25 protein-coding genes are annotated in these 23,706 nt (G+C 29.8%); 19 read left to right on the top strand and 6 right to left on the bottom strand.

Going from position 1 to position 23,706, the window contains the following annotated elements; translation table 11 throughout:
- Positions 1–4 precede the first annotated feature (4 nt).
- Entirely contained in the window at positions 5–1,006 is a 1,002-nt protein-coding gene (locus tag CMOL_RS03880) for a sugar phosphate isomerase/epimerase family protein (protein ID WP_239819807.1), read from the top strand.
- Here the strand turns inward: CMOL_RS03880 and CMOL_RS03875 are convergent.
- From CMOL_RS03875 to CMOL_RS03850, 6 genes are all read right to left on the bottom strand, one after another.
- Positions 999–1,868 (bottom strand): VirK family antimicrobial peptide resistance protein, encoded by an 870-nt coding sequence (locus CMOL_RS03875; protein WP_239819806.1) that lies wholly within the window; start codon positions 1,866–1,868, stop codon positions 999–1,001. The two genes, CMOL_RS03880 and CMOL_RS03875, sit on opposite strands and share 8 nt — an antisense overlap.
- On the bottom strand, positions 1,865–2,968 hold the full coding sequence (rseP, locus tag CMOL_RS03870) for an RIP metalloprotease RseP (protein ID WP_239819805.1): 1,104 nt from the start codon (positions 2,966–2,968) through the stop codon (positions 1,865–1,867). Before rseP ends, CMOL_RS03875 begins: the two co-directional genes overlap by 4 nt.
- Positions 2,965–3,501, bottom strand: a complete 537-nt coding sequence (gene pgsA, locus CMOL_RS03865; RefSeq protein ID WP_239819804.1) for a CDP-diacylglycerol--glycerol-3-phosphate 3-phosphatidyltransferase — start codon at positions 3,499–3,501, stop codon at positions 2,965–2,967. Before pgsA ends, rseP begins: the two co-directional genes overlap by 4 nt.
- 98 nt (positions 3,502–3,599) lie before the next feature.
- Entirely contained in the window at positions 3,600–4,202 is a 603-nt protein-coding gene (locus CMOL_RS03860) for an NAD(P)H-dependent oxidoreductase (RefSeq protein WP_239819803.1), read from the bottom strand.
- 1 nt (position 4,203) lies between these two features.
- Complete coding sequence (locus tag CMOL_RS03855) at positions 4,204–4,824, bottom strand: NAD(P)H-dependent oxidoreductase (RefSeq protein ID WP_200280524.1); 621 nt, start codon at positions 4,822–4,824, stop codon at positions 4,204–4,206.
- A gap of 67 nt (positions 4,825–4,891) precedes the next feature.
- On the bottom strand, positions 4,892–5,980 hold the full coding sequence (locus CMOL_RS03850) for a CinA family protein (protein WP_200280527.1): 1,089 nt from the start codon (positions 5,978–5,980) through the stop codon (positions 4,892–4,894).
- A gap of 87 nt (positions 5,981–6,067) precedes the next feature.
- Here CMOL_RS03850 and ileS point away from each other — a divergent pair, with 87 nt between their 5' ends.
- The 18 genes from ileS (at position 6,068) to CMOL_RS03765 (ending at position 23,704) form a co-directional block, all read left to right on the top strand.
- On the top strand, positions 6,068–8,824 hold the full coding sequence (gene ileS / locus CMOL_RS03845; protein ID WP_239819802.1) for an isoleucine--tRNA ligase: 2,757 nt from the start codon (positions 6,068–6,070) through the stop codon (positions 8,822–8,824).
- Positions 8,817–8,939, top strand: coding sequence for a hypothetical protein (locus tag CMOL_RS07810; RefSeq protein WP_275583318.1), 123 nt, complete (start codon positions 8,817–8,819; stop codon positions 8,937–8,939). Before ileS ends, CMOL_RS07810 begins: the two co-directional genes overlap by 8 nt.
- A complete protein-coding gene (gene gatA, locus CMOL_RS03840; protein ID WP_239819801.1) occupies positions 8,936–10,303 on the top strand; it encodes an Asp-tRNA(Asn)/Glu-tRNA(Gln) amidotransferase subunit GatA in 1,368 nt (455 codons plus the stop codon). Before CMOL_RS07810 ends, gatA begins: the two co-directional genes overlap by 4 nt.
- Positions 10,303–11,757, top strand: coding sequence for an IMP dehydrogenase (guaB, locus tag CMOL_RS03835; protein WP_239819800.1), 1,455 nt, complete (start codon positions 10,303–10,305; stop codon positions 11,755–11,757). Before gatA ends, guaB begins: the two co-directional genes overlap by 1 nt.
- A complete protein-coding gene (xseB, locus tag CMOL_RS03830) occupies positions 11,754–11,927 on the top strand; it encodes an exodeoxyribonuclease VII small subunit (protein ID WP_200280536.1) in 174 nt (57 codons plus the stop codon). The genes guaB and xseB overlap by 4 nt, the downstream gene beginning before the upstream one ends.
- The gene (locus CMOL_RS03825) at positions 11,920–12,699 is read left to right on the top strand and encodes a carbon-nitrogen hydrolase family protein (RefSeq protein WP_239819799.1); all 780 of its coding nucleotides are present in this window, start codon (positions 11,920–11,922) and stop codon (positions 12,697–12,699) included. The genes xseB and CMOL_RS03825 overlap by 8 nt, the downstream gene beginning before the upstream one ends.
- A gap of 294 nt (positions 12,700–12,993) precedes the next feature.
- Complete coding sequence (murC, locus tag CMOL_RS03820; protein ID WP_239819798.1) at positions 12,994–14,289, top strand: UDP-N-acetylmuramate--L-alanine ligase; 1,296 nt, start codon at positions 12,994–12,996, stop codon at positions 14,287–14,289.
- Positions 14,290–14,398: 109 nt separating this feature from the next.
- Positions 14,399–14,608: a hypothetical protein gene (locus CMOL_RS03815; protein WP_239819797.1), complete on the top strand. Its 210-nt coding sequence runs from the start codon at positions 14,399–14,401 to the stop codon at positions 14,606–14,608.
- A complete protein-coding gene (locus CMOL_RS03810) occupies positions 14,609–16,804 on the top strand; it encodes an endonuclease MutS2 (RefSeq protein WP_239819796.1) in 2,196 nt (731 codons plus the stop codon).
- Between the two features lie 79 nt (positions 16,805–16,883).
- A complete protein-coding gene (locus CMOL_RS03805; protein ID WP_239819795.1) occupies positions 16,884–17,576 on the top strand; it encodes an SIR2 family NAD-dependent protein deacylase in 693 nt (230 codons plus the stop codon).
- On the top strand, positions 17,576–18,175 hold the full coding sequence (locus CMOL_RS03800) for a LysE family transporter (protein WP_239819794.1): 600 nt from the start codon (positions 17,576–17,578) through the stop codon (positions 18,173–18,175). Before CMOL_RS03805 ends, CMOL_RS03800 begins: the two co-directional genes overlap by 1 nt.
- 3 nt (positions 18,176–18,178) lie before the next feature.
- Positions 18,179–19,276: a succinyl-diaminopimelate desuccinylase gene (gene dapE / locus CMOL_RS03795; protein WP_239819793.1), complete on the top strand. Its 1,098-nt coding sequence runs from the start codon at positions 18,179–18,181 to the stop codon at positions 19,274–19,276.
- 9 nt (positions 19,277–19,285) lie between these two features.
- Positions 19,286–19,477, top strand: a complete 192-nt coding sequence (gene thiS, locus CMOL_RS03790; protein ID WP_137623392.1) for a sulfur carrier protein ThiS — start codon at positions 19,286–19,288, stop codon at positions 19,475–19,477.
- Positions 19,474–20,277, top strand: coding sequence for a thiamine biosynthesis protein ThiF (gene thiF, locus CMOL_RS03785; protein WP_239819792.1), 804 nt, complete (start codon positions 19,474–19,476; stop codon positions 20,275–20,277). Before thiS ends, thiF begins: the two co-directional genes overlap by 4 nt.
- Positions 20,278–20,280: 3 nt before the next feature.
- On the top strand, positions 20,281–21,042 hold the full coding sequence (locus CMOL_RS03780; protein WP_239819791.1) for a thiazole synthase: 762 nt from the start codon (positions 20,281–20,283) through the stop codon (positions 21,040–21,042).
- 2 nt (positions 21,043–21,044) lie between these two features.
- Positions 21,045–22,190: a 2-iminoacetate synthase ThiH gene (gene thiH / locus CMOL_RS03775; RefSeq protein ID WP_239820740.1), complete on the top strand. Its 1,146-nt coding sequence runs from the start codon at positions 21,045–21,047 to the stop codon at positions 22,188–22,190.
- A complete protein-coding gene (locus tag CMOL_RS03770; RefSeq protein WP_239820751.1) occupies positions 22,180–22,785 on the top strand; it encodes a thiamine phosphate synthase in 606 nt (201 codons plus the stop codon). The genes thiH and CMOL_RS03770 overlap by 11 nt, the downstream gene beginning before the upstream one ends.
- Positions 22,760–23,704 (top strand): helix-turn-helix domain-containing protein, encoded by a 945-nt coding sequence (locus tag CMOL_RS03765; RefSeq protein ID WP_239820739.1) that lies wholly within the window; start codon positions 22,760–22,762, stop codon positions 23,702–23,704. Before CMOL_RS03770 ends, CMOL_RS03765 begins: the two co-directional genes overlap by 26 nt.
- Positions 23,705–23,706: the final 2 nt, after the last annotated feature.

Genomic DNA, 23,706 nt, shown 5'->3' with positions numbered 1-23,706 from the left:
AAAAATGAAAATTGGTTTAGAGACTGAAAGTATGCATTTATGGTTTCAAAATGGTAAAATGGATATATTTTCTTATATTGATTTTGCAAAAGAATTAGACTGCGATGGAGTGATTATAAATATCATTAAAGATTTTGGTTTAGATGAGGAATGGGGATGTTTAGGAAGTAATGAAGAGCATCACCTTAAAAAGATTAGAGCGAAGCTTGATGAATATAATATGTATTGTGAAATTGATGCTAAAGGTTTTGATAAAAATAAATTTGAAAAAATTGCCAAAGTGGCACAAATTTTAAACACCAAGATTATTAGATCTTATGTGCCATTAACAGATAAAAGTAAAAAAGTTAAAAATGCAAGCGATGGTAGCTTTGATGACTCTAAAATTACAGCACTTTTCAATAAAGAAGAATTTTTAAACTCATCTAATGAAATTAAGGCTTTAATTGAAATTTTAGAAAATTATGATTTAAAACTTGCCATAGAAAATCATGAATATCAAACTTCAAGTGATTTACTTGAATTATTAGCCTTAATCAATCATCCTAGAGTAGGATTTTTATATGATTTTGGAAATTCAATGATGGCTTATGAAGATCCTATTAAAGCTTGTAAGGATATGGCAAAATATACTTTTAGTACTCATTGTAAAGATCATATTATTTTTAATGAAGATGGGGTAGATTATGTTTGTGGGGTACCTTTAGGAGAAGGGAATATTGATATTAAAGCTTGTATAGAAATTTTAAAAAATGAAGGTTTAGATCGTATTAATATAGAACAATGTTATCCATATTGTGCAAATTTTAAAAGAGAAAAAGGAACGGGTGGGGTTGATAAGTTAGGAGAAGGTGCTTTTAAAATTGAAAAACCTTTATTTAAAGGTTTAAAGGCTATGCAATATTATTATCCTCAAGAGGTTTCTAATGAGCACCTAGAAAAGCTTTTAAGGTTGCAAAAAGAAGGTTGCAAGAAGAGTGTGAAATATTTAAAAAGTATTATTTAGAAAAGATTTCGTTGATTTTTTTTTCAATTTCATCAAGTATTGCAAAACGCTTTTTATACATAGAGCGTTTTTGACTTGAAATTTCTTCAATTTTTTTTCTTAAATGAGAGAGTTTATAGTAATTACGTTTATTAATTTTTATGAGCTCTCCGGCATTTTCAAGCCAAATTTTTTGATAATTTACATAGTAACCCTTATTTTGTTTTTTTTGTGATCGAATTTGATTTTTTTCATAAACACCAAGTGTGACATTGCAATTTAAAATTTTGGTTAAAATTTTAATACATTCTATTATCAAATCCGTTGGTCTTAATCCAAAAAATTTTTTAGTACAAATTTTATTGATTCTCAAAGAGTCTAAATTTTCATGCTTATAGCCTTGTATGCAAGCAATTAAAATATTATTTTCAAGAGTAAAACAAAAACTTGCTTGTAAAATGACTTGAGTATTAAATTTAAGTTTAATAGCCCAAAAACCTTCTTCACAAACGTGATAATTTTGATCAAGATCGATTTCAAAAGTATTTTCTTCGTCTTTAAGGATAAAAATATTTTTTCTTTCTGGAAAAAAAGTAAACGTTTTTAACCCTTTATCAACATCATAAAGTAAGGTTTTAACTCTATCATTGGCACTAAAACTTTTATCGCAAAATCTTCTAATAACATTATAGCAAGCATAAGGTTTTTCTTGAAAAAAATATTTTAAGTGATTATTTTTTTCTTTATTGAGTGTTTTAATGAAAAAATTCACTTGAGAAAAATATAAGATTTTTCTAGCCCAAAAGCGCGAATAACGCCAAAAAATAATACTTTTTTTTGGATCTGAAAAATTGGGTGTAGGATAGGTAAAATTTTTATTCATTGTAAAGCTCTTAAAATATCATTAAAAGTAGCAAAAAGCATCAAGCTTAAAAGTATAGCCATTCCTCCATAACTTAGGTATTCAAAGGTTTTTTGGGACACTTTGCGTCTAAAAATAATTTCATAAATATTAAACAATATATGTCCTCCATCAAGCATAGGAATAGGTAAAAGATTTAAAATTCCTAGATTGATTGAAATTAAAGCAGTTATAAGTAAAAGGATTGTAAAACTTGTTTGTGCTGCTTTTGAAGTGATATTAGCCATTGTAATAATGCCACCTAAGTTTTTAGCTTCTACTTCTCCAGTAATAAGTTTTATTATGCCTTTAATAATGAGCGTTGAAGCTTTAATGCTTTCGTCTAAAGCATAATTTAGACTTTGCAATCCTGTGTGAAAAACTAATATATCAGTGCCTTTTGGACTTACTCCAAGTTGTGCCTTTGAAACCAATTGACCAAAATCATTATATCCTTGTCCTATTTTTGGGGTAAGATTGAAATTTATTTTTTCTCCATTTCTATCAACTACAATATTTAGAGGTTGTAAATTTAGATGTTTTGAAATTTCATCAAAGCTTTGAATTTTGATTCCATTGATAGATAAAATTATATCATCAGGTTTCATTCCAGCTATTTGTGCTGCAGAGTTTGGAGCGATAGTACCTATTTGTGCTGATAATTTTTGTATTCCTAAATTTCCTATAACAATATAAAGTATAAAAGCTAAAAAGAGATTAAAAAAAGGTCCAGCAAGTAAAATATAAATTTTCTTCAAAGGATGTAAAATACTATAACTATCAGGATCTAAATTTTCAAAACCTGGACGCATATCATCTTGTCCTTTAAGTTTTACATAACCTCCTAAAGGCAGAGTGCTTAAGCGATAAATGGTATTTTTAAAGTTGAATTCTAAAAGACTTTTTCCAAAACCAATACTAAAAATTTCTACCTTAACACCTAAAGATTTTGCCGCTAAAAAATGACCCAGCTCGTGAAAAAAAATTAAAAAAGAAATGACCAAAATTGTTGCTAAAAATTCAATAGAATAAAATTTAAATCCAAGTATAAGTATTAAAATTAAAAAAAATAAAGATTTCATTGTAATTTTCCTTTGTTTTGTTTCATATAGCTTAAAACATATTCAAAACCAGAGTAAAGTGTTAAAACAAAGGCAATATAAAGCAAAATTTGTCCTCCTGCCCACTGCATTGTTAAAAAACCTATAGCTATCATTTGAAAAGTTGTTTTTAGCTTTCCAGCAAATGAGGCATTAACATTTAAATTTTCACTAACCATAACTACGCGAAAGCCTGTGATAAAAAATTCACGAACGAGTATAAGATAAATAATCCATTCGTTTGCTCTTCCTATCATTAATAAACCTAAAAAAGCTGCTAAAATAAGCATTTTGTCAGCCAAAGGATCTAAGATACCTCCTAGTTTTGTTGTTTGATTCCAAGTTCTTGCAATATAACCATCGAAAAAATCACTTATTGCTGCTAAAGAAAATGTTAAAGCAGCAAAATAATTAATCCAGCTTTGATCAACTTCTTTAAAAGAATGAGTAAGCAAGAAAAAAAATAAAGGAGCTAACATAATTCTTAAAAATGCTAAAATATTTGGCAAATTCATATAAAACCTTAAATTCTGTGAAATTTAAAAAATTATATAAAATTTTGGCAAAGTAACGGTAAAAATAGAATTGTATTCTATTTTTATTTTAGCTTTAATTATAAAAATTGAACTACTTCATCAAAATCAAAGCGATTCTTTTGTGGCAAACTTTTATCATTAGAGTAGCCTATAGCTACGATAAGAGTTGCTATTTCTTTTTGAGTATTGAGATTGAGGTAGGATTCAAGTTTAATTTTATCAAAACCTCCTATTGGGCAAGTAGCTATATTTAAAGCAGTAGCGCTATAAAGTATACTTGCTAAAGCAATATGGGCTTGTTCTCTAGCATAAGCAATTTTTTGCTCATGATTTAAAGAATTTAAAAAAGGCATATAGGTATCTAAACGCTTTTGAATTTCTTTTTCACTCATATCTCTTTTTCTTAATTTTTCTTCAAAGTAATCTAAAAAATCAAGTCTTGATAAAATAATAATTAAAGCAGAACAATTTTTAACATGAGGTTGATGATTGCAAATCTCTGATAATTCTTCTTTTTTCTTTTCATCTTGCACAACTACAAATTTCCAAGGTTCTAAACCTAAAGAACTAGGGCTTAATCTAGCAATTTCTAATATATTTCTTAGATCTTGTGGATTTAATTTTTCATTTTTAAAATTTCTACAAGAATATCTAAATTTAAAAAGATCTAATTTATCCATTTTATTTTTCCTTATAAAATTCAACAACTTCATCAAATTTTAAACGTTTGGTTGTATGTTTTGGTTCTTGTGCTCTATATCCAAGAGCTAATATAACAGCTGTTTCAAAAGGATATTTTAATTTTAGAAATTGATCCATTTTTTCTTTGTCAAAACCTCCTATCATGCAAGAATCGATCCCTAGACTTATAGCGGCTAAAGACATTTGCATCATTGCAAGATAGCATTGAAGTTGAGCGTAATGATAAAGTTGCTTATCATCCATCATATTGGTTTTTTGCGTATAAATTTGTAAAATTTTTTGAAATTTTTCTTCATCAGAATCAGCAAAACGATGTACTTGTTTTTGAGCAAATGCATCCTTGCTTTGCAAATCTTTTCTTGCTAATATAACTATATTATGACTCGCAGTGGCAACATTTTGTTGATTAAAACATAATTTAGAAAGATTTAAATTATCCTCTTGCTTTTCAAAAACAATAAATTTCCAAGGTTCAAAACCATAAGAGCTAGGAGCTAAAATCCCACTTTCTAAAATAAAATTTAAATCATTTGTATTGATTTTTTTATCGCTAAATAATTTACAAGCGTGACGTTTTGAGATAAGATCTTTAAAATTCATAATTAATTCCTTAATGTAATTTAAGCTAAATTAATTATAGGTCATAAAAGTTTAATCATTTATAAAATTAAAATTCAAAAATTTCTGGTTTGAGTTTTAATAATAAACAAAAAGTTGCCATCATAGCTTGTTTTTGCATCAATTCTCTATCTCCGTCTAAATGAAGAATTTCTTGAACAAAAGTTCCATCTTTAAACATTGCTCCTATATATACAGTACCTGATTTTATTAAGCCTTCATCATTTCTTCCAGTTACTCCGCTAATAGCTAAGGCAAAATCAGGTTTTGCTGTTTTAAAAATTCCTTTTAGCATAAAATATATACAGCGTTCGCTATATTCTCTTCCATTTTGCAAATTTTCTTCAGCAATACCTAGCCACTCATGTTTTAAGCGATTAGAATAGCTTACAATTGATCCTTCAAAAATCTGACTCGCTCCATCGAATTTGGTTAGCGTACTTGCACAAAGTCCACCCGTGCAACTTTCAGCAAAAGAAATTTTTATTTTTTTTTCTAAAAGCTTTGAAATAATAAATTCTAAAGGATTTTTCCCTAAAAACACTTTTTGTCCAAAAAGATTTTTAATACTAGTTAAAAATCCATCTAATTTTCCAAAATTGGGGCAAGTAGCTTTAATCAATGTAAGATTATCAAGTATTTTACTTGTTTTGATTTTAACTTCATAGGATTTTGTTAATGCATCAAGCAATACAACAGCACTTTCATCATCAATTCCAAAAAGACAAAAATAGGTAAAATTAGGTTGTATATTTCCAAGTAGTTCTGGAAGTTTATTACCTATTGTAGTTTTGATAACATTGATTTTTGAATGGATAAAATCACATACAAAACTATCTTTGGAGAAATATGCTTTATCAGGAACCAAATTATCTTCTTTTAAAACTAAAGCATCTTCGTTAAGTGTTGCAAGAATTTTAGCTATGGTTGCATAATGATTAGATGTGGTAAAAAGGGTTATAAAATCGTATTCTAAGAGAAGTTTTTCTAGCAAAAAAGGCAATTCTTTATCGGTTTTATTTTGAAAGCGAATTTCGCAAATTTCTTTAAATTTTTTCTCATATGTTCGATAAATATAATCCTTATAATCATCATTCATCGCTAATTCATCGCCAATAAGAAAAAGTAAATGCTTCATAAAATTTCCCTTTTTTGTGTAATTATAGCTAAATTTTAAACTAATTTTAGTAAAATTTGAGATTATAAAAAATTTAGGTGGAAAATAATGGATTACAAAGATACCTTGCTTTTACCAAATACTACTTTTTCGATGCGTGCTAATTTGGCCGAATTTGAACCCAAAAGATTTGAAAAATGGTTTAATGAAAATTATGCCTATGAAAAAATGAAACAAAATCGTAAAGATGCTCATGATACTTTTACTTTACATGATGGCCCTCCTTATGCCAATGGTCATATTCATATTGGTCATGCTTTAAATAAAATTTTAAAAGAAACGATTATTAAATTGCATTATTTTAATGGAAAAAAAATTCGCTTTACTCCAGGCTGGGATTGTCATGGTCTACCTATAGAGCAACAGGTTGAAATTAAACTTGGTGAAAAGAAGAAAAATTTAAGCAAAAAAGAGATACGAGAATTTTGTAGAAAACATGCTGATGAATTTGTTAATATCCAAAGAGAAGAATTTAAAAAACTTGGTATTATAGCCGACTGGGATAAGCCTTATCTTACAATGAAATTTGAATTTGAGGCCGCTATTTATAGAACTTTATGTGAAATTGCCCAAAAAGGATTGCTTTGTGAGCGTTCCAAACCTGTTTTTTGGAGTTGGGCTGCAAAATCAGCTTTAGCTGAAGCTGAGGTAGAATATGAAGATAAGGAAGATTATTCTATATTTGTATCTTTTGATTTAGATGAAAATGCTTGCAAAAAATTAGGAGTTTCAAAAGCTAGTGCAGTTATTTGGACAACTACACCTTGGACTTTGGTGGCTAATCAAGCTATTGCTTTAAATCCTAATGAAAATTATGTTATCACCAAAGAGGGTTTTATTTTTGCAAGTGCTCTTCTTAAAAGCATGATAGAGAAGGGTTTAACAAAAGGAGAGATAGAAAAAGAGCTTAATGCTAAAGAATTTGAAAAATTAGAAGCAATTAATCCTTTAAATTTTAGAAAGTCTACTTTGATTATGGGTGAGCATGTTTTAATGGATGGTGGGAGCGGACTTGTCCATACTGCCCCAGGTCATGGTGAGGATGATTATTATGCTTGTTTAAAATATGATATTGAAGTTTTAATGCCTGTGGATGATGGTGGGTGTTATGATGAAACCTTAAGGATTAAAAAACTTTTACCAGAGAATTTATTAAATGAATTTATAGGACTTCATATTTTTAAAGCCAATGAAAGGATTTTAGAGCTTTTAGGTAAATCTTTATTGCATTCTTCTAAATTTATACATTCTTATCCATTTTGTTGGAGAACTCACAAGCCTGTAATTTATAGAGCAACCAAACAATGGTTTATTTTAATGGATGAAGCACTTTTAGAAGGTAAAACTTTAAGAGAATGCGCCAAAGAACAAATTTTAAAAACGAAATTCTATCCACAAAGTGGTATAAAAAGAATTGGTTCTATGGTCGAAAACCGTCCCGATTGGTGTATTTCGCGTCAAAGGGATTGGGGAACTCCTATAGCTTTTTTTAGAGATAAAACAACCAAAGAAGTGATTTTTGATACTGAACTTTTTGATTTTATAGCAAATATTTTCGAAAAACATGGGGCTGATGCATGGTGGGAATTTGAAATCAAAGATTTAATTCCTGAAAATTCAAAATATAATCCAGAAAATTTAGAGAAAGTTTATGATATTTTAGATGTTTGGTTTGATAGTGGAAGCACATGGAATGCAGTTTTAAATAGTGGAATTTACGATGCTGGAGAAAAAAGAGCTAACATGTATTTAGAAGGAAGTGATCAGCATAGAGGTTGGTTTCAAAGCTCTTTACTTATTGGAACTGCTGTTAAACAAATGGCTCCTTATGAAAACATTTTAACTCATGGATTTACTACGGACGAAAAAGGACAAAAAATGTCTAAGTCTAAGGGTAATGTTATAGCACCTGAATATGTAGCTAAAACTTATGGAGTTGAAATTTTAAGACTTTGGATACTTTTAAGTGATTATTCAAGTGATTTAAAGATCTCTGATAATATTTTAAAACAAGTAAGCGAACAATATCGCAAGATAAGAAATACTATAAGATTTTTACTTGCAAATATTAATGATTTGCAAAATTTAGAAATCAATGATTTTAGTTTTATAGATAAGTGGATACTTACACGTGCAACCCATGTTTTTAAAAATGTTAAAGAGAATTTTTTAGCCTATGAGTTTGCTAAAGGTTTTAATTTACTTTTAAATTTTTTAAGTGCAGACCTAAGTGGAATTTATCTTGATATTAGTAAAGATAGATTGTATTGCGATGCTAAAAATAGCGATCGCAGAAAATCAGCTCAAGTGGCTATGGCTCTAATCACTAAAGAACTTTTAAATTTACTTGCTCCAACTTTAACTTATAGCGTTGATGAGGCTTTAGAACATGCTAATGATTTGATTAAAGATAATATTACTGATGTTTTTGATCTTAGTTTGAAAGAAAAATTCGAATATGATTTTAATATAGATGATAAATTTTTACTCAACGTGCGTGAGAAATTTTTTGAAAAAATTGATGCACTTAAAAAGGACAAATCGATAAAATCAACTTTAGAACTCAATCTTATCACAGATTCTAAGCGTTTTGAATTTATACCTAAAGATGAATTAAATGATTGGTTTATGGTAAGTGATTTTAAAGATAGTTCTGGTGAAATTTTGTGTGAATTTGAAATTGAGGGTGAAAAATTTAAAATCATAAAAGCTATGTTGCATAAATGTCCTAGATGTTGGAAATTAGAAAGTTTAAAAGAAGAAAAACTTTGTGTGCGTTGTGGTGAGGTTTTAAAAAATGTTTGAAAATCCTATTTCAAATAGTGTAGTAATTGCAACTATTTTTATAATTGCTTTTTTTTGTGGCATATCGGTTGTTTTGATTAAAAAATATGCAAAAAAATATAAGGAAAGAAAATGATAACTTTAAAAGAAGCTTTGAAATTATCCCAAGAAGAAATTCAAAATTTAAAAAAAGAATTAAATGAAAGAGCTAAAAAAGAAAGCCACTTAGGCGCTTACATAGAACAATTTTTAGGTAAAGATTTGAGTCAAACTTGTGAGGGAATTCCTATCGCCATTAAGGATAATATTAGTGTTAAAGGTTGGGAATTAACTTGTGCAAGTAAAATTTTACAAGGTTATGTGGCACCTTATGATGCAAGTGCTATTGTAAATTTGAAAAAAAATGGTTTTGCTCCTTATGGAAGAACGAATATGGACGAATTTGCTATGGGTAGCTCAACAGCAACTTCTTATTATGGAAAAACCTTAAATCCATTAAATCCAAATAAAGTTCCAGGGGGTTCAAGTGGAGGTAGTGCTGCAGCTGTAGCAAGTGGATTAGCTTTGGCGAGTTTAGGTAGCGATACAGGTGGTTCTGTACGTCAACCTGCTGCTTTTTGTGGTTGTGTCGGATTTAAACCGAGTTATGGTAGGGTCAGTCGTTATGGATTAGCTTCTTATTCTTCAAGTCTTGATCAAATAGGTGTTTTAACACAAAATGTTGAAGATGCTGCGATTTTATATGATGCTATTGCAGGATATGATAAAATGGATAGCACGAGTGCAAATATTGAGTTTATTAAAACAGCACCACAATTAAATAAAAATAGAAAATTAAAAATAGCAGTGATTGAAAACTATATTAATGATGCAAGTGAAGAAGTTAAAAAAACTCTTTTAAAAACCATAGATATGTTAAAATCATATGGACATGAAATTGTTTATAAACATATGCTTGATTGTAAGTATGATATAGCAGCATATTATATTATAGCAACTGCTGAAGCGAGTGCAAATTTAAGTCGTTATGATGGTGTGCGCTATGGAAGGCGTTCTGAAAATATAGAAAATCTTAAAGACATGTATATTAAGACTCGTAGTGAAGGTTTTGGAGAAGAAGTAAAGAGGAGAATTTTGCTAGGAACTTTTGTACTTAGTAGCGGATACTATGATGCATATTATATTAAAGCACAAAAGGCTAGAGCCTTTATAAAAGCTAAATATGAAGAAATTTTAAAAGATTGTGATTTAATTTTTATGCCTGTAGCTCCAACAACAGCTTTTGATTTTAATGCTAAAAAAAGCCCTATTGAAGTTTATTTAGAGGATGTTTATACTATTTCTTTAAATTTAGCTGGTCTTGGTGGAATTAGTGTGCCAGTAGGTAAAGATAAAGATGGGCTTAATATTTCAGCTCAATTTGTTTGTAAAGCTTTTGAAGAGCAAACTTTACTCGATGGTGCTTTAAGTCTGGAAAATATTATAAAGGAAGGAAAATAATGAATATAGTCAAACGTGCTTTAACTTTTGAAGATGTGCTTTTACGCCCTTGTTATTCTGAGATATTACCAAAACAAGTTCAAATTCATACTCAGCTTACAAAAAATATTTCCTTAAATATGCCTTTGATTTCTGCTGCAATGGATACAGTAACTGAACATAGAGCCGCTATCATGATGGCAAGGCTTGGAGGACTTGGAGTTATTCATAAAAATATGGATATTGCTTCTCAAGCAAGAGAAGTTAAAAGAGTAAAAAAAAGCGAAAGTGGAGTGATTATAGATCCTATTTTTATTAGCCCAAAATCAAGTATAGCTCAGGCTTTAGAAATTATGGCAGAATATAGAATATCAGGTATTCCTGTGGTAGATGAGTCCAAAAAATTAATTGGAATTTTAACCAATCGTGACTTAAGATTTGAAAATGATTATTCTAATTTAGTTGAAAATGTAATGACAAAAGCTCCTTTAATTACTGCTCCAAAAGGATGTACTTTAGATGATGCTGAAAAAATTTTTAATAAAAATAAAGTAGAAAAACTACCTATTATAGATAGCGAAGATCGTTTAGTGGGATTAATTACAATCAAAGATCTTAAAAAACGTAAAGAATATCCAAATGCAAATAAAGATAATTTTGGAAGACTTCGAGTAGGTGCTGCTATAGGTGTAGGACAAATTGATCGAGTTGATGCTTTAGTGGAAGCTGGAGTTGATGTTGTAGTACTTGATTCTGCACACGGACACTCTAAAGGTATTATTGATACTATAAAAGCTATAAAACAAAAATATCCAAAATTAGATTTGATTGCGGGTAATATTGCCACTGCAGCTGCTGCAAAAGCTCTTTGCGAAGCGGGCGCAGATGCTGTAAAAGTAGGAATAGGACCAGGAAGTATTTGTACCACTCGTATAGTTTCTGGTGTAGGCGTCCCTCAAATTTCAGCTATAGATGAGTGCGCTATAGAGGCTAAGAAATATGGAGTTCCAGTTATTGCTGATGGTGGAATTAAGTATTCAGGTGATATAGCTAAAGCTTTGGCAGCTGGTGCAAGTTCTGTTATGATTGGTTCTCTTTTAGCTGGAACAGATGAAAGTCCAGGAGAGCTTTTTACTTATCAAGGAAGACAATATAAATCATATCGCGGAATGGGTTCGCTTGGAGCAATGCAAAAAGGTAGCTCTGATCGTTATTTTCAAGAAGGAACAGCCCAAGATAAATTAGTTCCTGAAGGTATAGAAGGACGTGTGCCTTATGTGGGTAGTATTAAAAGTGTTGTGCATCAACTTCTAGGCGGACTTCGTTCTTCTATGGGTTATGTAGGTGCTAAAAATATACAAGATTTTCAAGATAGAGCTGAATTTGTAGAAATTACAAGTGCAGGTCTTAAAGAAAGTCATGTTCATGATGTAACCATAACTCATGAGGCGCCAAATTATAAGGTTAATCAATGAGTTTTGAAGAAAAGATAAAAAAAGCCAATGAAGCTTTAGATAAATTAAATAATGATGAATTAACTTTAAATGAAAGTGTGAAAATATATAAAATGGGCCTAGAAAGTATTAAAAAAGCTAGGGAGGAATTAGAAAAAGCAAAATTAGAAGTGGAGAATATCGATGAGTAAAATTTCAGCCTTGCAATTTCCTACTTTAGCTTTAAGTGAGTCAAGGTTGGATTATTATTTAAAAGCTTCAAAAGATAGCGGAGCAAATCTTGTTATTTTGGGAGAATATGTTATCAATAGTTTTTTTACTGAATTACTTTCTATGCCAAAATCTATGATAAAAGAGCAAAGTGAAGCTAAAAAAGAAAGCTTAATACGCCTTTCAAAAAAATATGAATTAGAAATCATAGCTCCTTTTGTCAATGTTGAGAGTAAAGGCTATAAAAAACTTTGTTTAAAAGTCTCTCCTAGTGGAGTAAAAAGCTATGAGCAACAAATTTTGATGCCTTATAATCATTGGAATGAGAAAAGTTTTTTTAATAATAAATGCGACAAATATAAACTTTTTACTTTTTCTTATGCTGGATTAAAATGTGCTTTACTTTTTGGATTTGAAGCTCATTTTGATGGTTTTTGGAAAATGATCATGCAAAAAAAGATTGATTTGGTTATTATTCCCACCGCTTCAACTTTTGAAAGCAAAAAAAGATGGGAAGAGCTTTTAAAAATGAGAGCTTTTTTAAATTCAACTAGCATTTTAAGAGTTAATCGTATAGGAAAACTTAAAGAAGAATGGAATTTTTACGGCGATACTATGTTTATCGATGCTTTTGGTGAAATTCAAGAAAGACTTGGCAATGAAGAGGAAATGTTGATTGTAGAGCCTACAAAATCAGATGAAGCGAGAAAACTTTGGTGTTTTGATAAGATGATAAAAGGTTTTGAAGGATAATAAATACATGATTCATAAAATATTGATTTTTATGTATTTGCGATCATTTTTGTTATTAATAAAGCAGAATGACTTTTGAAAAAATATTAAAATTATTCAAACATTTAGATATTGATAAAAATAAAATCTTTATCTAAGCTAGAAAATATCTCACAAGATTTGCTTAATCTGCTTCTTAAAAATTAAATTTTTATCAATTAATTTAACGTTTGAGTATAGCAAAATAGGGTTTTATATTTTCTTTTTAGTAAAAAAGTGTTAAAATTTAGGCTTTTTAAAATAAGGGCTTAAAATATGCAAAAAATTCATTTTATTGGTATAGGCGGTATAGGAATTTCTGCACTAGCGAGATTTTTAAAGGAAAAGGGTTGCGAGATTAGCGGGAGTGATCTTAAGGAAAGTAAGATTACTAAGAAGCTTGAAAAAGAGGGTGTTAAGATCTTTATTCCCCATCATCAAGATAATGTTTTAAATAAAGATTTAGTTATTTATTCAGCGGCTATAAAGGAAGAAAATCCTGAATTTAAATATGCTAAATCTTTAGGTATAAAATGTCTTTCAAGAAAAGAAGCTTTACCGCTCATTTTGCAAGATAAGCGTGTTTTTGCGGTTGCTGGTGCGCACGGAAAGAGCACCACATCAAGTATTTTAGCTTCTTTATTTGACGATGCTTCAGTTATTATAGGTGCTATTTTAAAAGAATTTGGCTCTAATATGATTTATAAAGAAAGTGAAAATCTTATTTTTGAAGCAGATGAAAGTGACAGTTCTTTTTTAAATTCTAATCCTTATTTAGCTATTGTTACCAATGCTGAAGCGGAGCATTTGGATCATTATGAAAATAAAGTTTCAAAATTACATCAAGCTTATACACAATTTCTTGATATGGCAAAAATTCGTGTTATTAATGTAGAAGATGATTTTTTGAAAGATTTTAAAGCAGATGCTTTGCGTCTTTATCCTAGTAAAGATATTAAAAATTGCACCATGAAAATAGAAAATTTCAAACCTAAAATGAGTTTTGAGCTTAAAGATTTTGGAAGTTTTGATATTTTGGGTATGGGGTATCATTTAGCCATTGATGCTTCTTTGGCTATTTTAGCAGCTCTAAATTTTTTAGATATACAAACTATTAAAACTAGACTTAAAAATTATCAAGGTATTAAAAAAAGATTTGATATTTTATACGCAGATGAAAGTTTAGCTTTAATTGATGATTATGGTCATCATCCTACCGAGATCAAAGCGACTTTAAAAGCAGCCAAAGAGTATGCTAGACTTAGTGGATATACTAAGATCACAGCTATTTTTGAGCCTCATCGTTATACGCGTTTGTTGGCAAATTTACAAGATTTTGTGTATGCTTTTGATGGGATTGATGAGCTTATAATTTTACCAGTTTATGCCGCAGGAGAAGAAAAAATTGAAATTGATTTAAAAAAATACTTTCCAAATGCTTTATTTGTAGAAGATATAAAAAGAGAGGGTAAATTTTTGGTTAGCGATAAAGGAAGAGTTTTTGATAAAGGTCTTATTATAGGATTTGGAGCGGGGGATATCAGCAATAAATTAAGGCAAATGAATGATTAAATTTTTTTTATATTTTCTTATTTTTTTATTGTTTCTTTTTTTTATTTTTACTCTTAATAAAAAATCAAGCTTAAAGTTTAAATTGATTTATCTTTTTTTCTTTATATTTTTGATAGTTTTTGCAGTATGGTTTGAGCACAAAAATTTAAAACAAGATAGTAAAGTAGTATTTTTAATTGAAAAATTCAATCATGGTGAAAATATTGTTTGTAAAGAGGGAAATGTTTCGAATAAATTTTTTAATTACGAAAGTGGCACACAAAGTTTTGTTTCAAAAAAAGATAATTTAATTATTGATATAAGAAAATGTGAGTTATAAATGGAAGATATTGCTTTAAAGCTCGATTTAAAAGCTTATTTGGACGAATTTAGAGGTTTATTTGCAAGAGAAAAAGATATATTTTTGCAAGGAGATTCTCATTTGCATTTTGAAAGAATTTGCGAACTTTCAAGGATGGAATTTAAACCTCCACTTTCTTTAAAAAAATTAGATTTTGCTTTAATACATTTAAGCAAGCAAGGTGTTTTGCATTTATCAGAAATTTATGAATTTGTTAAGATTGTTCGTTATTTTGGATATTTAAAGAATTTAAAATTTGAAACACATTTAAAAACTTGGCTTGAAAAAATTGAATTTCCAAATGGCATTTTAGAACTTAGTGAAAAATTTGATGACAAGGGTGAATTAAAAGAAAATTTAGATGAAAGATTAATCAATTTAAATATAGCTTTTAAAATGAAAAATGAAGCCATACAAGCTGAATTTAAAAAATATTGCTATAGTAAATCCTTAACCCCTTATCTTATAGATACACAAATACATCTTGTAAATAATTTGGAATCTTTACTCGTAAGAGGTGGATTTAATCATGCCATAAAAGCAAAGATTGTAGGAAGAAGCACTGGAGGGGGATTTTATATCGTCCCTGAAAGTGTTGAAAAATTGCAAAATGATTTAGATAATTTGCAAAACCAAAAAGAAGAAATTTATTATGAATATGCTAAAAATTTTTCTATTTTTTTAACTAAAAATTTATTGTTTTTAAAATTTATTAATAATGCTTTTGATTTGTTTGATCATTATAGTGCTAGAGTTTTGATGGCCAAAAAGAAAGATTATGAATTTATCTTATGTGCAAATTCAGATGAAATTGTTTTAAAAGATTTTGCACATCCGGCTTTAAAAAATCCTAAAAGTGTTTCTCTTGAATTTAAAAAACAAGTTTTAATTATTACTGGAGTTAATGCCGGTGGAAAATCGATGCTTTTAAAAAGTATTTTAAGTGCTTGTTTTTTGGCTAAACATCTTTTACCAATGCATATAAAAGCTGATGAAAGTAAAATAGGGACTTTTAAAGAATTTGATGCTATTATCGAAGATCCGCAGAATGTAAAAAATGATATTTCTACTTTTGCTGGAAGAATGCTTCATTTTTCCAAGCTTTTTACAAAGAAAAATTTACTTTTAGGTATAGATGAAATAGAGCTTGGAACAGATTTTGAAGAAGCGGCTTGCTTGTATAGTACTTTGATTTCTCATTTGATTTCTAATAAACTAAAAATCATTATCACCACACACCATAAACGCCTTGCTATGCTTTTAGCTGAAAATGAACAAGTTGAATTAATAGCGGCTTTATATGATGAGGAATTTTCAAGACCAAAATATGAGTTTTTAAAAGGCACCATAGGAAAATCTTATGCTTTTGAAACAGCTTTGCGTTATCAAATTCCACCAAATTTAGTTAAAAAAGCTAAAGAGCTTTATGGAGAAGATAAGCAAAATTTAGAAGAAATGGTGAGTAAAAACATCAATCTTGAGCTTGATTTAAAGTTAAAATTAGATGAGGTAGATAAAAAAGAGCAAAAAATTGATGAAATTTTACTTTCTTTAAAAGATCAAAAAGAAAAAAATGAAAGTCAATTTCGTCAAAAATTAAGGGATTTAGAGCTTAAATTTTATCAAGCCATAGAAGAAGCTAAAAAAACTATACGTTTAAAAGATACCAAAGAAAAACAAAGAAGTTTAAATAAGGCTAATGAGCTTAAGAAAAATATCATTTTACCAAGTATGGAGCAAAATGAAGAATTAAGAGTTGGAGATTTTGTAAAATATGAAAAAATAAAAGGTAAAATCGTAGGAATTTCTAAAAATGATGCTTTAGTGGAAAGCGAAGGGATAAAACTTCGTGTGCCTCTAAAACTTCTTAAAAAAAGTGGTTCCATCCCTAAACCTAGCCCAAAAACAAGTATAAATATCACAAAGCCTAGTAATTTGGGTGTGAGTTTGGATTTGCATGGGCTTAGAAGCGATGAAGCGATTTCAAGACTCGATAAATTCATTTCAGATGCTTTGATAGCGGGTTTTGATGAGGTGATTGTTTATCATGGTATAGGCACAGGAAAACTTGCTTTTGCTGTAAGAGAGTTTTTAAAAACTCACAAAAGCGTAAAAAGCTTTAGTGATGCACCGATTAATCAAGGTGGCTTTGGTGCTAAGGTTGTGAGATTGTAAAAATTAGAAAAAATCTTGCAAAAATATTTATTTTCTTAAAGTATTTTGTGCTAGACTTTAAAAAATTCAAGGTTTAGCAATGAAAAACATTATGATATTAAGCGGAGCAGGGTTATCTGCTCCAAGCGGACTTAAAACCTTTAGAGACAATGACGGACTTTGGGAAGAATACGATATGATGGAGGTTTGCTCTGCAACAGCTTTTAGGAAAAATCCTAAAAAAGTGCTTGATTTTTACGATGAAAGAAGAGAGCAGCTTAAAAATGTAGAGCCAAATCACGCCCATAAAAAAATAGCAGAACTTAAGCAAAAATGGGGTAGGAATCTTTTTGTAATCACGCAAAATGTCGATGATTTGCTTGAGCGCACAGCGTGTAAAGATGTGATCCATTTGCATGGCTTTTTACCTGAACTTCGTTGCCCAAAATGTGGTGAAATTTTTAGCATCAGCTATGAAAAAATGACTGGTAAAATTTGCCCTAAATACAAAAGTGAAAATTTAAGACACAATATAGTCATGTTTGAAGAAGCAGCACCTATGTATGCCACTCTTTATTCTTTGCTTGAACAAACTTCGCTTTTTATTAGCATAGGCACAAGCGGAGCAGTTTTGCCAGTGGGGCAATACGCTAGCATGTGTGAAAAAAGTATTTTAAATATTTATGATAAAGATGATAATTTAGAAAAATATTTTGATAAAATTTATATTGAAGATGTTGTAAGTGCGATTGATAAAATTGCACTAGATATTGAAGAATTTATGGAGAGTTAATGTTTAATTCTTTGTTGAATGGATTGATTTTAGGATTTGGTGTTAGTGTTCCTTTTGGGCCAGTTAATATTTTGATCTTAACCTATGCTTTAAGATCTTTTAAAAATTCATTAGCGGTAGGCTTTGGGGCTTTTAGTGTCGATATGCTTTATCTTTTTTTATTGCAATTTGGGCTTTTGGGCTTTTTAAACAATGATATTTTTAAATATATCTTGGCTATTTTTGGCTTTTGTTTTTTAAGCTATATGGCTTTTTTGATGGTTAGAAAAAAAAGCGAAGCTTTAGATGTGCAAAATCAAGATTTTAAAGAAAGTCTTTTAAAAAGTTATATTAAAGGATGCTTTTTAAATGGAACCAATCCTTTTGTTATAGGATTTTGGTTAAGTACAGCTGGGGTGATCGTCGCAGATGGGCATCCTTATATTATGACTGTTGGGCTTGTTATTTCCATCATAGCTTGGGTCTTTGCCTTGTCTTTTTTTGTGGCTAGATATAAACATTTCTTTGGCGCAAAGGTTATTAAGATTGTAAATATAGTTTCAGCTTTGATTATAGAATATTTTGCTCTTAGTCTATTGTATAAAACTTTTATAGGATAAAAAATGAATGCTAAAGAACTTTTAATTGAGCTTTTAAAATTTAAATCCATCACACCAAAAGATGATGGGATTTTAAATTTTATCGCCTTAGAACTTAGCGATTTTGAAGCTTTTTTTGTGGAAAAAGAGGGTGTAAAAAATTTATTATTGACAAAAAAATTTCAAGATGAAGGTGATCATTTAGCGTTTTGCGGTCATGTAGATGTTGTGCCTACGGGTGAGGGTTGGCAAAGTGATCCTTTTAAACCTGTAGAAAAAGAAGGGTTTATTTATGCAAGGGGTGCTCAAGATATGAAAAGCGGTGTGGCTGCTTTTATCCATGCGGCTAAAAATGCGAATTTTAAAGGTTCTAGACTTTCTTTAATGCTAACAAGTGATGAAGAAGGAGAAGCAAAATATGGCACTTTAGAGCTTCTTAAATTCATGCAAGAAGAAAATATCTTGCCTGATTTTGCTATAGTAGGTGAGCCAACTTGCGACAAACATTTAGGGGATAGTATTAAAATAGGACGTAGAGGTTCTATCAATGGAAAAATTCTCATACGTGGAAAACAAGGACATGTTGCGTATCCTGAAAAATGTATCAATCCCATTCATGATTTTTCTCATGCTTTGAAATTTTTAGCAGGTTTTGATCTTGATCCTGGTAGTGCGGATTTTACTCCTTCCAAAATAGTCATTACTGATATTAGGGGAGGGCTTGAGGTGTGCAATGTGACTCCAAATGATCTAAAATTGATGTTTAATGTTAGAAATTCTCCAGATACGACTTTAGATGATGTGAAAAATTATATCGATAAAATTTGTCATGGTTTAAATTATGAATTAGAAATCAAACAAAGTTCAAAACCTTTCTTAACTCATCATGATAATAAGGTTGTACAAAAATTAAACGAAAGCATTCAAAAGATCACGCAACGCGTTCCGAGTTTCAATACCAAAGGCGGCACAAGTGATGCAAGATTTTTAGCAGAATTTGGTATAAGTGTATGCGAATTTGGAGTATGCAACGATAGAATTCATGCTATTGATGAAAGAGTAAGTGTAGAAGATTTTGAAAAACTTTGTGAAATTTATAAAGATTTTATAGAAAATTTTTAGAGGTTAGTAATGATTATCAATGGTGAAAAACTTGATTTAAAAGAATTAAGATTGATGGATTTTTTAAAAGAAAAGGGTTATAAAATCGAACTTATTGCCTTAGAATTAAATGGAGAAATTATCCCAAAGGATCGTTTTGAAAATTTGATTTTAAAAGAAAATGATAAGGCTGAAATTGTAAGTTTTGTAGGGGGTGGTTGATGAAAATAAAATTCAATGGTAAAGAGCTTGAAACTTCTTTTAAAAACACTTTGGAATTTTTTAAAAGTGTGAGTGAAAATGAAAATGATGTTTGGATAGTCAATGGTTTTGCGACAAAAGAAGATCTAAATTTAAATGAAAATGATGAGCTTTTTTGCATACAAAAAAATACTTTGCCTCCAAAAGATGCGCTTGATGCGATGATGAGAGCAAGACATACTCCAAAACTTCATGATAAATTAAAAAATGCAAGCGTTGCGGTGTGTGGCTTAGGAGGTCTTGGCTCTCACATAGCTATCATGTTAGCAAGAAGTGGAATAGGAGCTTTAAAACTCATCGATTTTGATGTAGTAGAGCCTAGCAATCTTAACCGTCAAGCTTATCGCGTGTGTGATTTGGGTAAATTTAAAACCGAGGCTTTAAAAGAGCAAATCAAAGAAATCAATCCTTACACGCAAATTGAAATCGAAACTTTAAAGATAGATGAGCAAAATTTAGCCCATTTATTTAAGGGTATAAATATCGTTTGTGAAGCCTTTGATACGCCTTTGGCAAAAGCTATGATCGCGCAAAATTTTCATAAATTTTATCCTGATACAACTTTAATCTGTGCTTCAGGGCTGGCAGGTTATGGCGATAGCAATAGCATACAAACGAGAAAAATTGCAAAAAATTTTTATGTTTGTGGGGATTTGGTCAATGCAGCGCAAGTAGGAAATGGACTGATGGCACCACGGGTTAATATTTGTGCAGGACATCAAGCTAATTTGGTTTTAGAACTTTTAGCTAGCAAGGAGTAAAAAATGGATGATAAATTAAAAATTGGAAAATATGAATTTAACTCACGTTTTATTTTAGGATCGGGTAAATTTTCACTTGAGTTGATCAAATCAGCCATCGAAGAAGCAGACGCACAGATCATCACTCTTGCTTTACGACGTGCTTATACAGGAGAGGTTGAAAATATCTTAGATTATATTCCAAAAAATATCACTCTTTTGCCTAACACTTCAGGGGCAAGAAATGCTCAAGAAGCTTTACGTATAGCAAGGCTTTCAAGGGAGCTTGGGTGTGGAGAGCTTATAAAGATCGAGGTGATTAGTGATAGTAAATATTTATTGCCGGATAATTACGAAACAATCAAAGCTTGCGAGCTTTTAGCAAAAGATGGTTTTACGCCCCTGCCTTATATGTATGCTGATCTTTATGTAGCTAGAGCGATGAGAGATGCTGGAGCTGCGGCTATTATGCCTTTGGCTGCACCCATAGGAAGCAATAAAGGCTTGTGCGCTAAAGAATTCATACAAATTTTACTCAATGAAATTGATCTTCCTATTATCGTAGATGCAGGTATTGGTAGCCCATCTCAAGCTTGCGAAGCAATGCAAATGGGAGTGAGTGCTGTTATGGCAAATACAGCCATAGCTGAAGCAAAAAATATCGCTTTAATGGCCAAAGCTTTTTCTTTGGCGATAAAAGCGGGAAGAGAAGGTTATCTAGCTGGTTTAGCAAGTGCGAGTGAGGCTAAGGCAAGTTCTCCTTTAACAGGATTTTTAAGGGATTGATCATGCAAGATTTTATGCAATATTTGCCCCACATGCAAGAAATAAAAAGTGATATTTTAGATAAAGTTTTGTTTGAAATTCAAGATTATGATGAGGCTAAATTTAGCTCTAAAGATGTTGAAAAAGCTTTAAATTCTACGCATTTAAGCATAGAAAATTTAAAAGCTTTGCTTTCAAGTGCGGCTGAAGAATTTATCGAAGAATTAGCTTTTAAGTCATCAAAAACAAAAATAAAATATTTTGGAAACTCTATATCGCTTTTTACTCCGCTTTATTTGTCAAATTATTGTAATTCTAAGTGTGTGTATTGTGGTTTTCAAAAGGGTAATAAAATAGCAAGAGCAAAGCTTAATGAATATGAAATTCATCAAGAGATGAAAGCGATTGCAAAAACAGGTTTGCAAGAAATTTTGATGCTAACAGGCGAAGGAAGAGAATTTGCAAATGTAGAATACATTGCAAAAGCTTGTGCTATTGCAAAAGAGTATTTTAAAGTCATAGGGGTTGAAATTTATCCTATGAATGAGGATGAATATAAAATTTTGCATGAAAATGGTTGTGATTATGTGACAATTTTTCAAGAAACTTACAATCCTTTAAAATATTCTAAAATTCATCTTGGTGGTGAAAAGCGTATTTTCCCTTATCGTTTTAATGCTCAAGAAAGAGCTTTAAAGGCAGGTATGAGAGGAGTTGCTTTTGCTGCACTTTTGGGTATAGATGATTTTAGAAAAGATGCTTTAGCTACGGCTTTACACGCATATTTTTTACAGCAAAAATATCCACATGCTGAAATTTCTCTTTCTGTGCCACGCTTAAGGCCTATTATCAATAATGCCAAAATTCACCCCAAAGATGTGAGTGAAAAGCGTCTTTTGCAAGTACTTTGTGCATATAGACTTTTTTTACCTTTCGCAGGTATTACTATATCAAGCCGTGAAAGAATAGGTTTTAGGGATGAGGTGATTAAGCTTGGAGCAACTAAAATGAGTGCAGGAGTTAGCGTAGGAATTGGTGAGCATAGCGGTGAGAAAAAAGGCGATGATCAGTTTGAAATTTCGGATGAAAGGAGTGTTGAAGAAATTTTAACTATGCTTAAAAATGCAAATTTGCAAGCTGTAATGAGTGATAGTATCTATGTGGGATAAAAAGATAATTGCTATAAGTGATAGAAAAATCGTTGAGGGTGATTTTTTAAAACAAGTTGAAAGAATTGCTAAATCAGGCGTAGATGCTTTTGTGCTTAGGGAAAAGGATTTGAGTGAATTTGAGTATTATGATTTAGCTAAAGAGGTTTTGCAAATTTGTTCCAAACAAAAACTTACTTGTATTTTGCATTTTTTTGATAGACAATGTTTAAAATTAAATCATAAATATTTTCATGCTCCACTTGATTTATTAAGACAAGAACCTAGATTAGCTCGATATTTTCATTTATTTGGAACTTCTATTCATAGCAAAGAAGAACTTTTAGAGGCTATGAATTATAAGGTTAATTATGCTTTTGTTGGGCATATTTTTGAAAGTTCTTGCAAGAAAGATTTAAAGCCCAAAGGAGTTGAATTTTTAAGTTCTTTGCTTGCTTTTAGCAAAATTCCACTTTATGCTATAGGTGGAATCAATTTGGAGAATATCGAAAAGCTTAAAAATTTAGATATAGTTGGAGTTTGCATGAGAGAAGCTTTAATGAATGGAAAAAAATTGAAAGTTTATTTAAATGAATGCAGACAAAAATGCGAGTAAACATATAATTTTACCTGAGGATCTTAGAAAATTAAAAAATATTGATTATAAGAATTTTCAGTTTTGTACTTTTGCAAGATATATTCAAAAAGATTCTTTTCATTCTAATTATATTAATTTGCAAAAACACCTCTTAACCTTTGTTAAAAAAGGCTATAAAATTTTACATACTTCTAAAAAAGATTATAGAATTAATTCTTATGAAGTTTTATTTTTAAAATCAGGAAATTATACTTTAAGTAATATAGGATTAAAAGATGGAATTTATGAAGCGTATTTATTTTTCTTTGATAATGCTTTTTTAATAGAGCTTATCTATAAATATAAGCATTTATTGAATTTTAATTATTCTTGCTCAGATAATGAAATTTTTTGGATTAGAAATGATAAAATTTTACAAGGAATTTTAGATAGTTTTAATCCATATTTTGAAGAAAATACACAAATTTTAGATCCTATTATTAATTTAAAATTTGAAGAGATTTTTTTGCATTTGCTTTTAAATAAAAATTCAAATTTTATTACTTTTTTAGCCGAAATTTTAAAAGAATTTCGTTTAGATTTATCTCAGCTTTTTGAATATTGTGAAAAAGAATTCTTAAATGTTCAAGAAATGGCAGATTTTGCTAAACTTGATTTAGCAAGTTTCTCTAGAGAATTTAAAAAATGTTTTAAAATCAGTCCAAAAAAATGGTTAGATGAAAAACGCTTACAAAAGGCTAAATTTTTACTTGAGTTTTCTAAAAAAAATATCAATGAAATAGCAATTGAATGTTCGTTTTCTTCTATATCTTGGTTTATAGAAAGATTTAAAAAAACTTACAAAATTACTCCTAAACAATATCAAAAATCAAAAAACTTATACACTTTATTTTTTTTTAAAAATATAATTTTATTAATTTTAAAAAAAAGGGGATAAAA

Source organism: Campylobacter sp. RM10537, from assembly GCF_022369435.1.
In the GTDB taxonomy this organism is placed as follows: domain Bacteria; phylum Campylobacterota; class Campylobacteria; order Campylobacterales; family Campylobacteraceae; genus Campylobacter_D; species Campylobacter_D molothri.
Note: the sequence above shows the minus strand (reverse complement) of the source record. Positions and strands in the feature narration are given on the sequence as shown.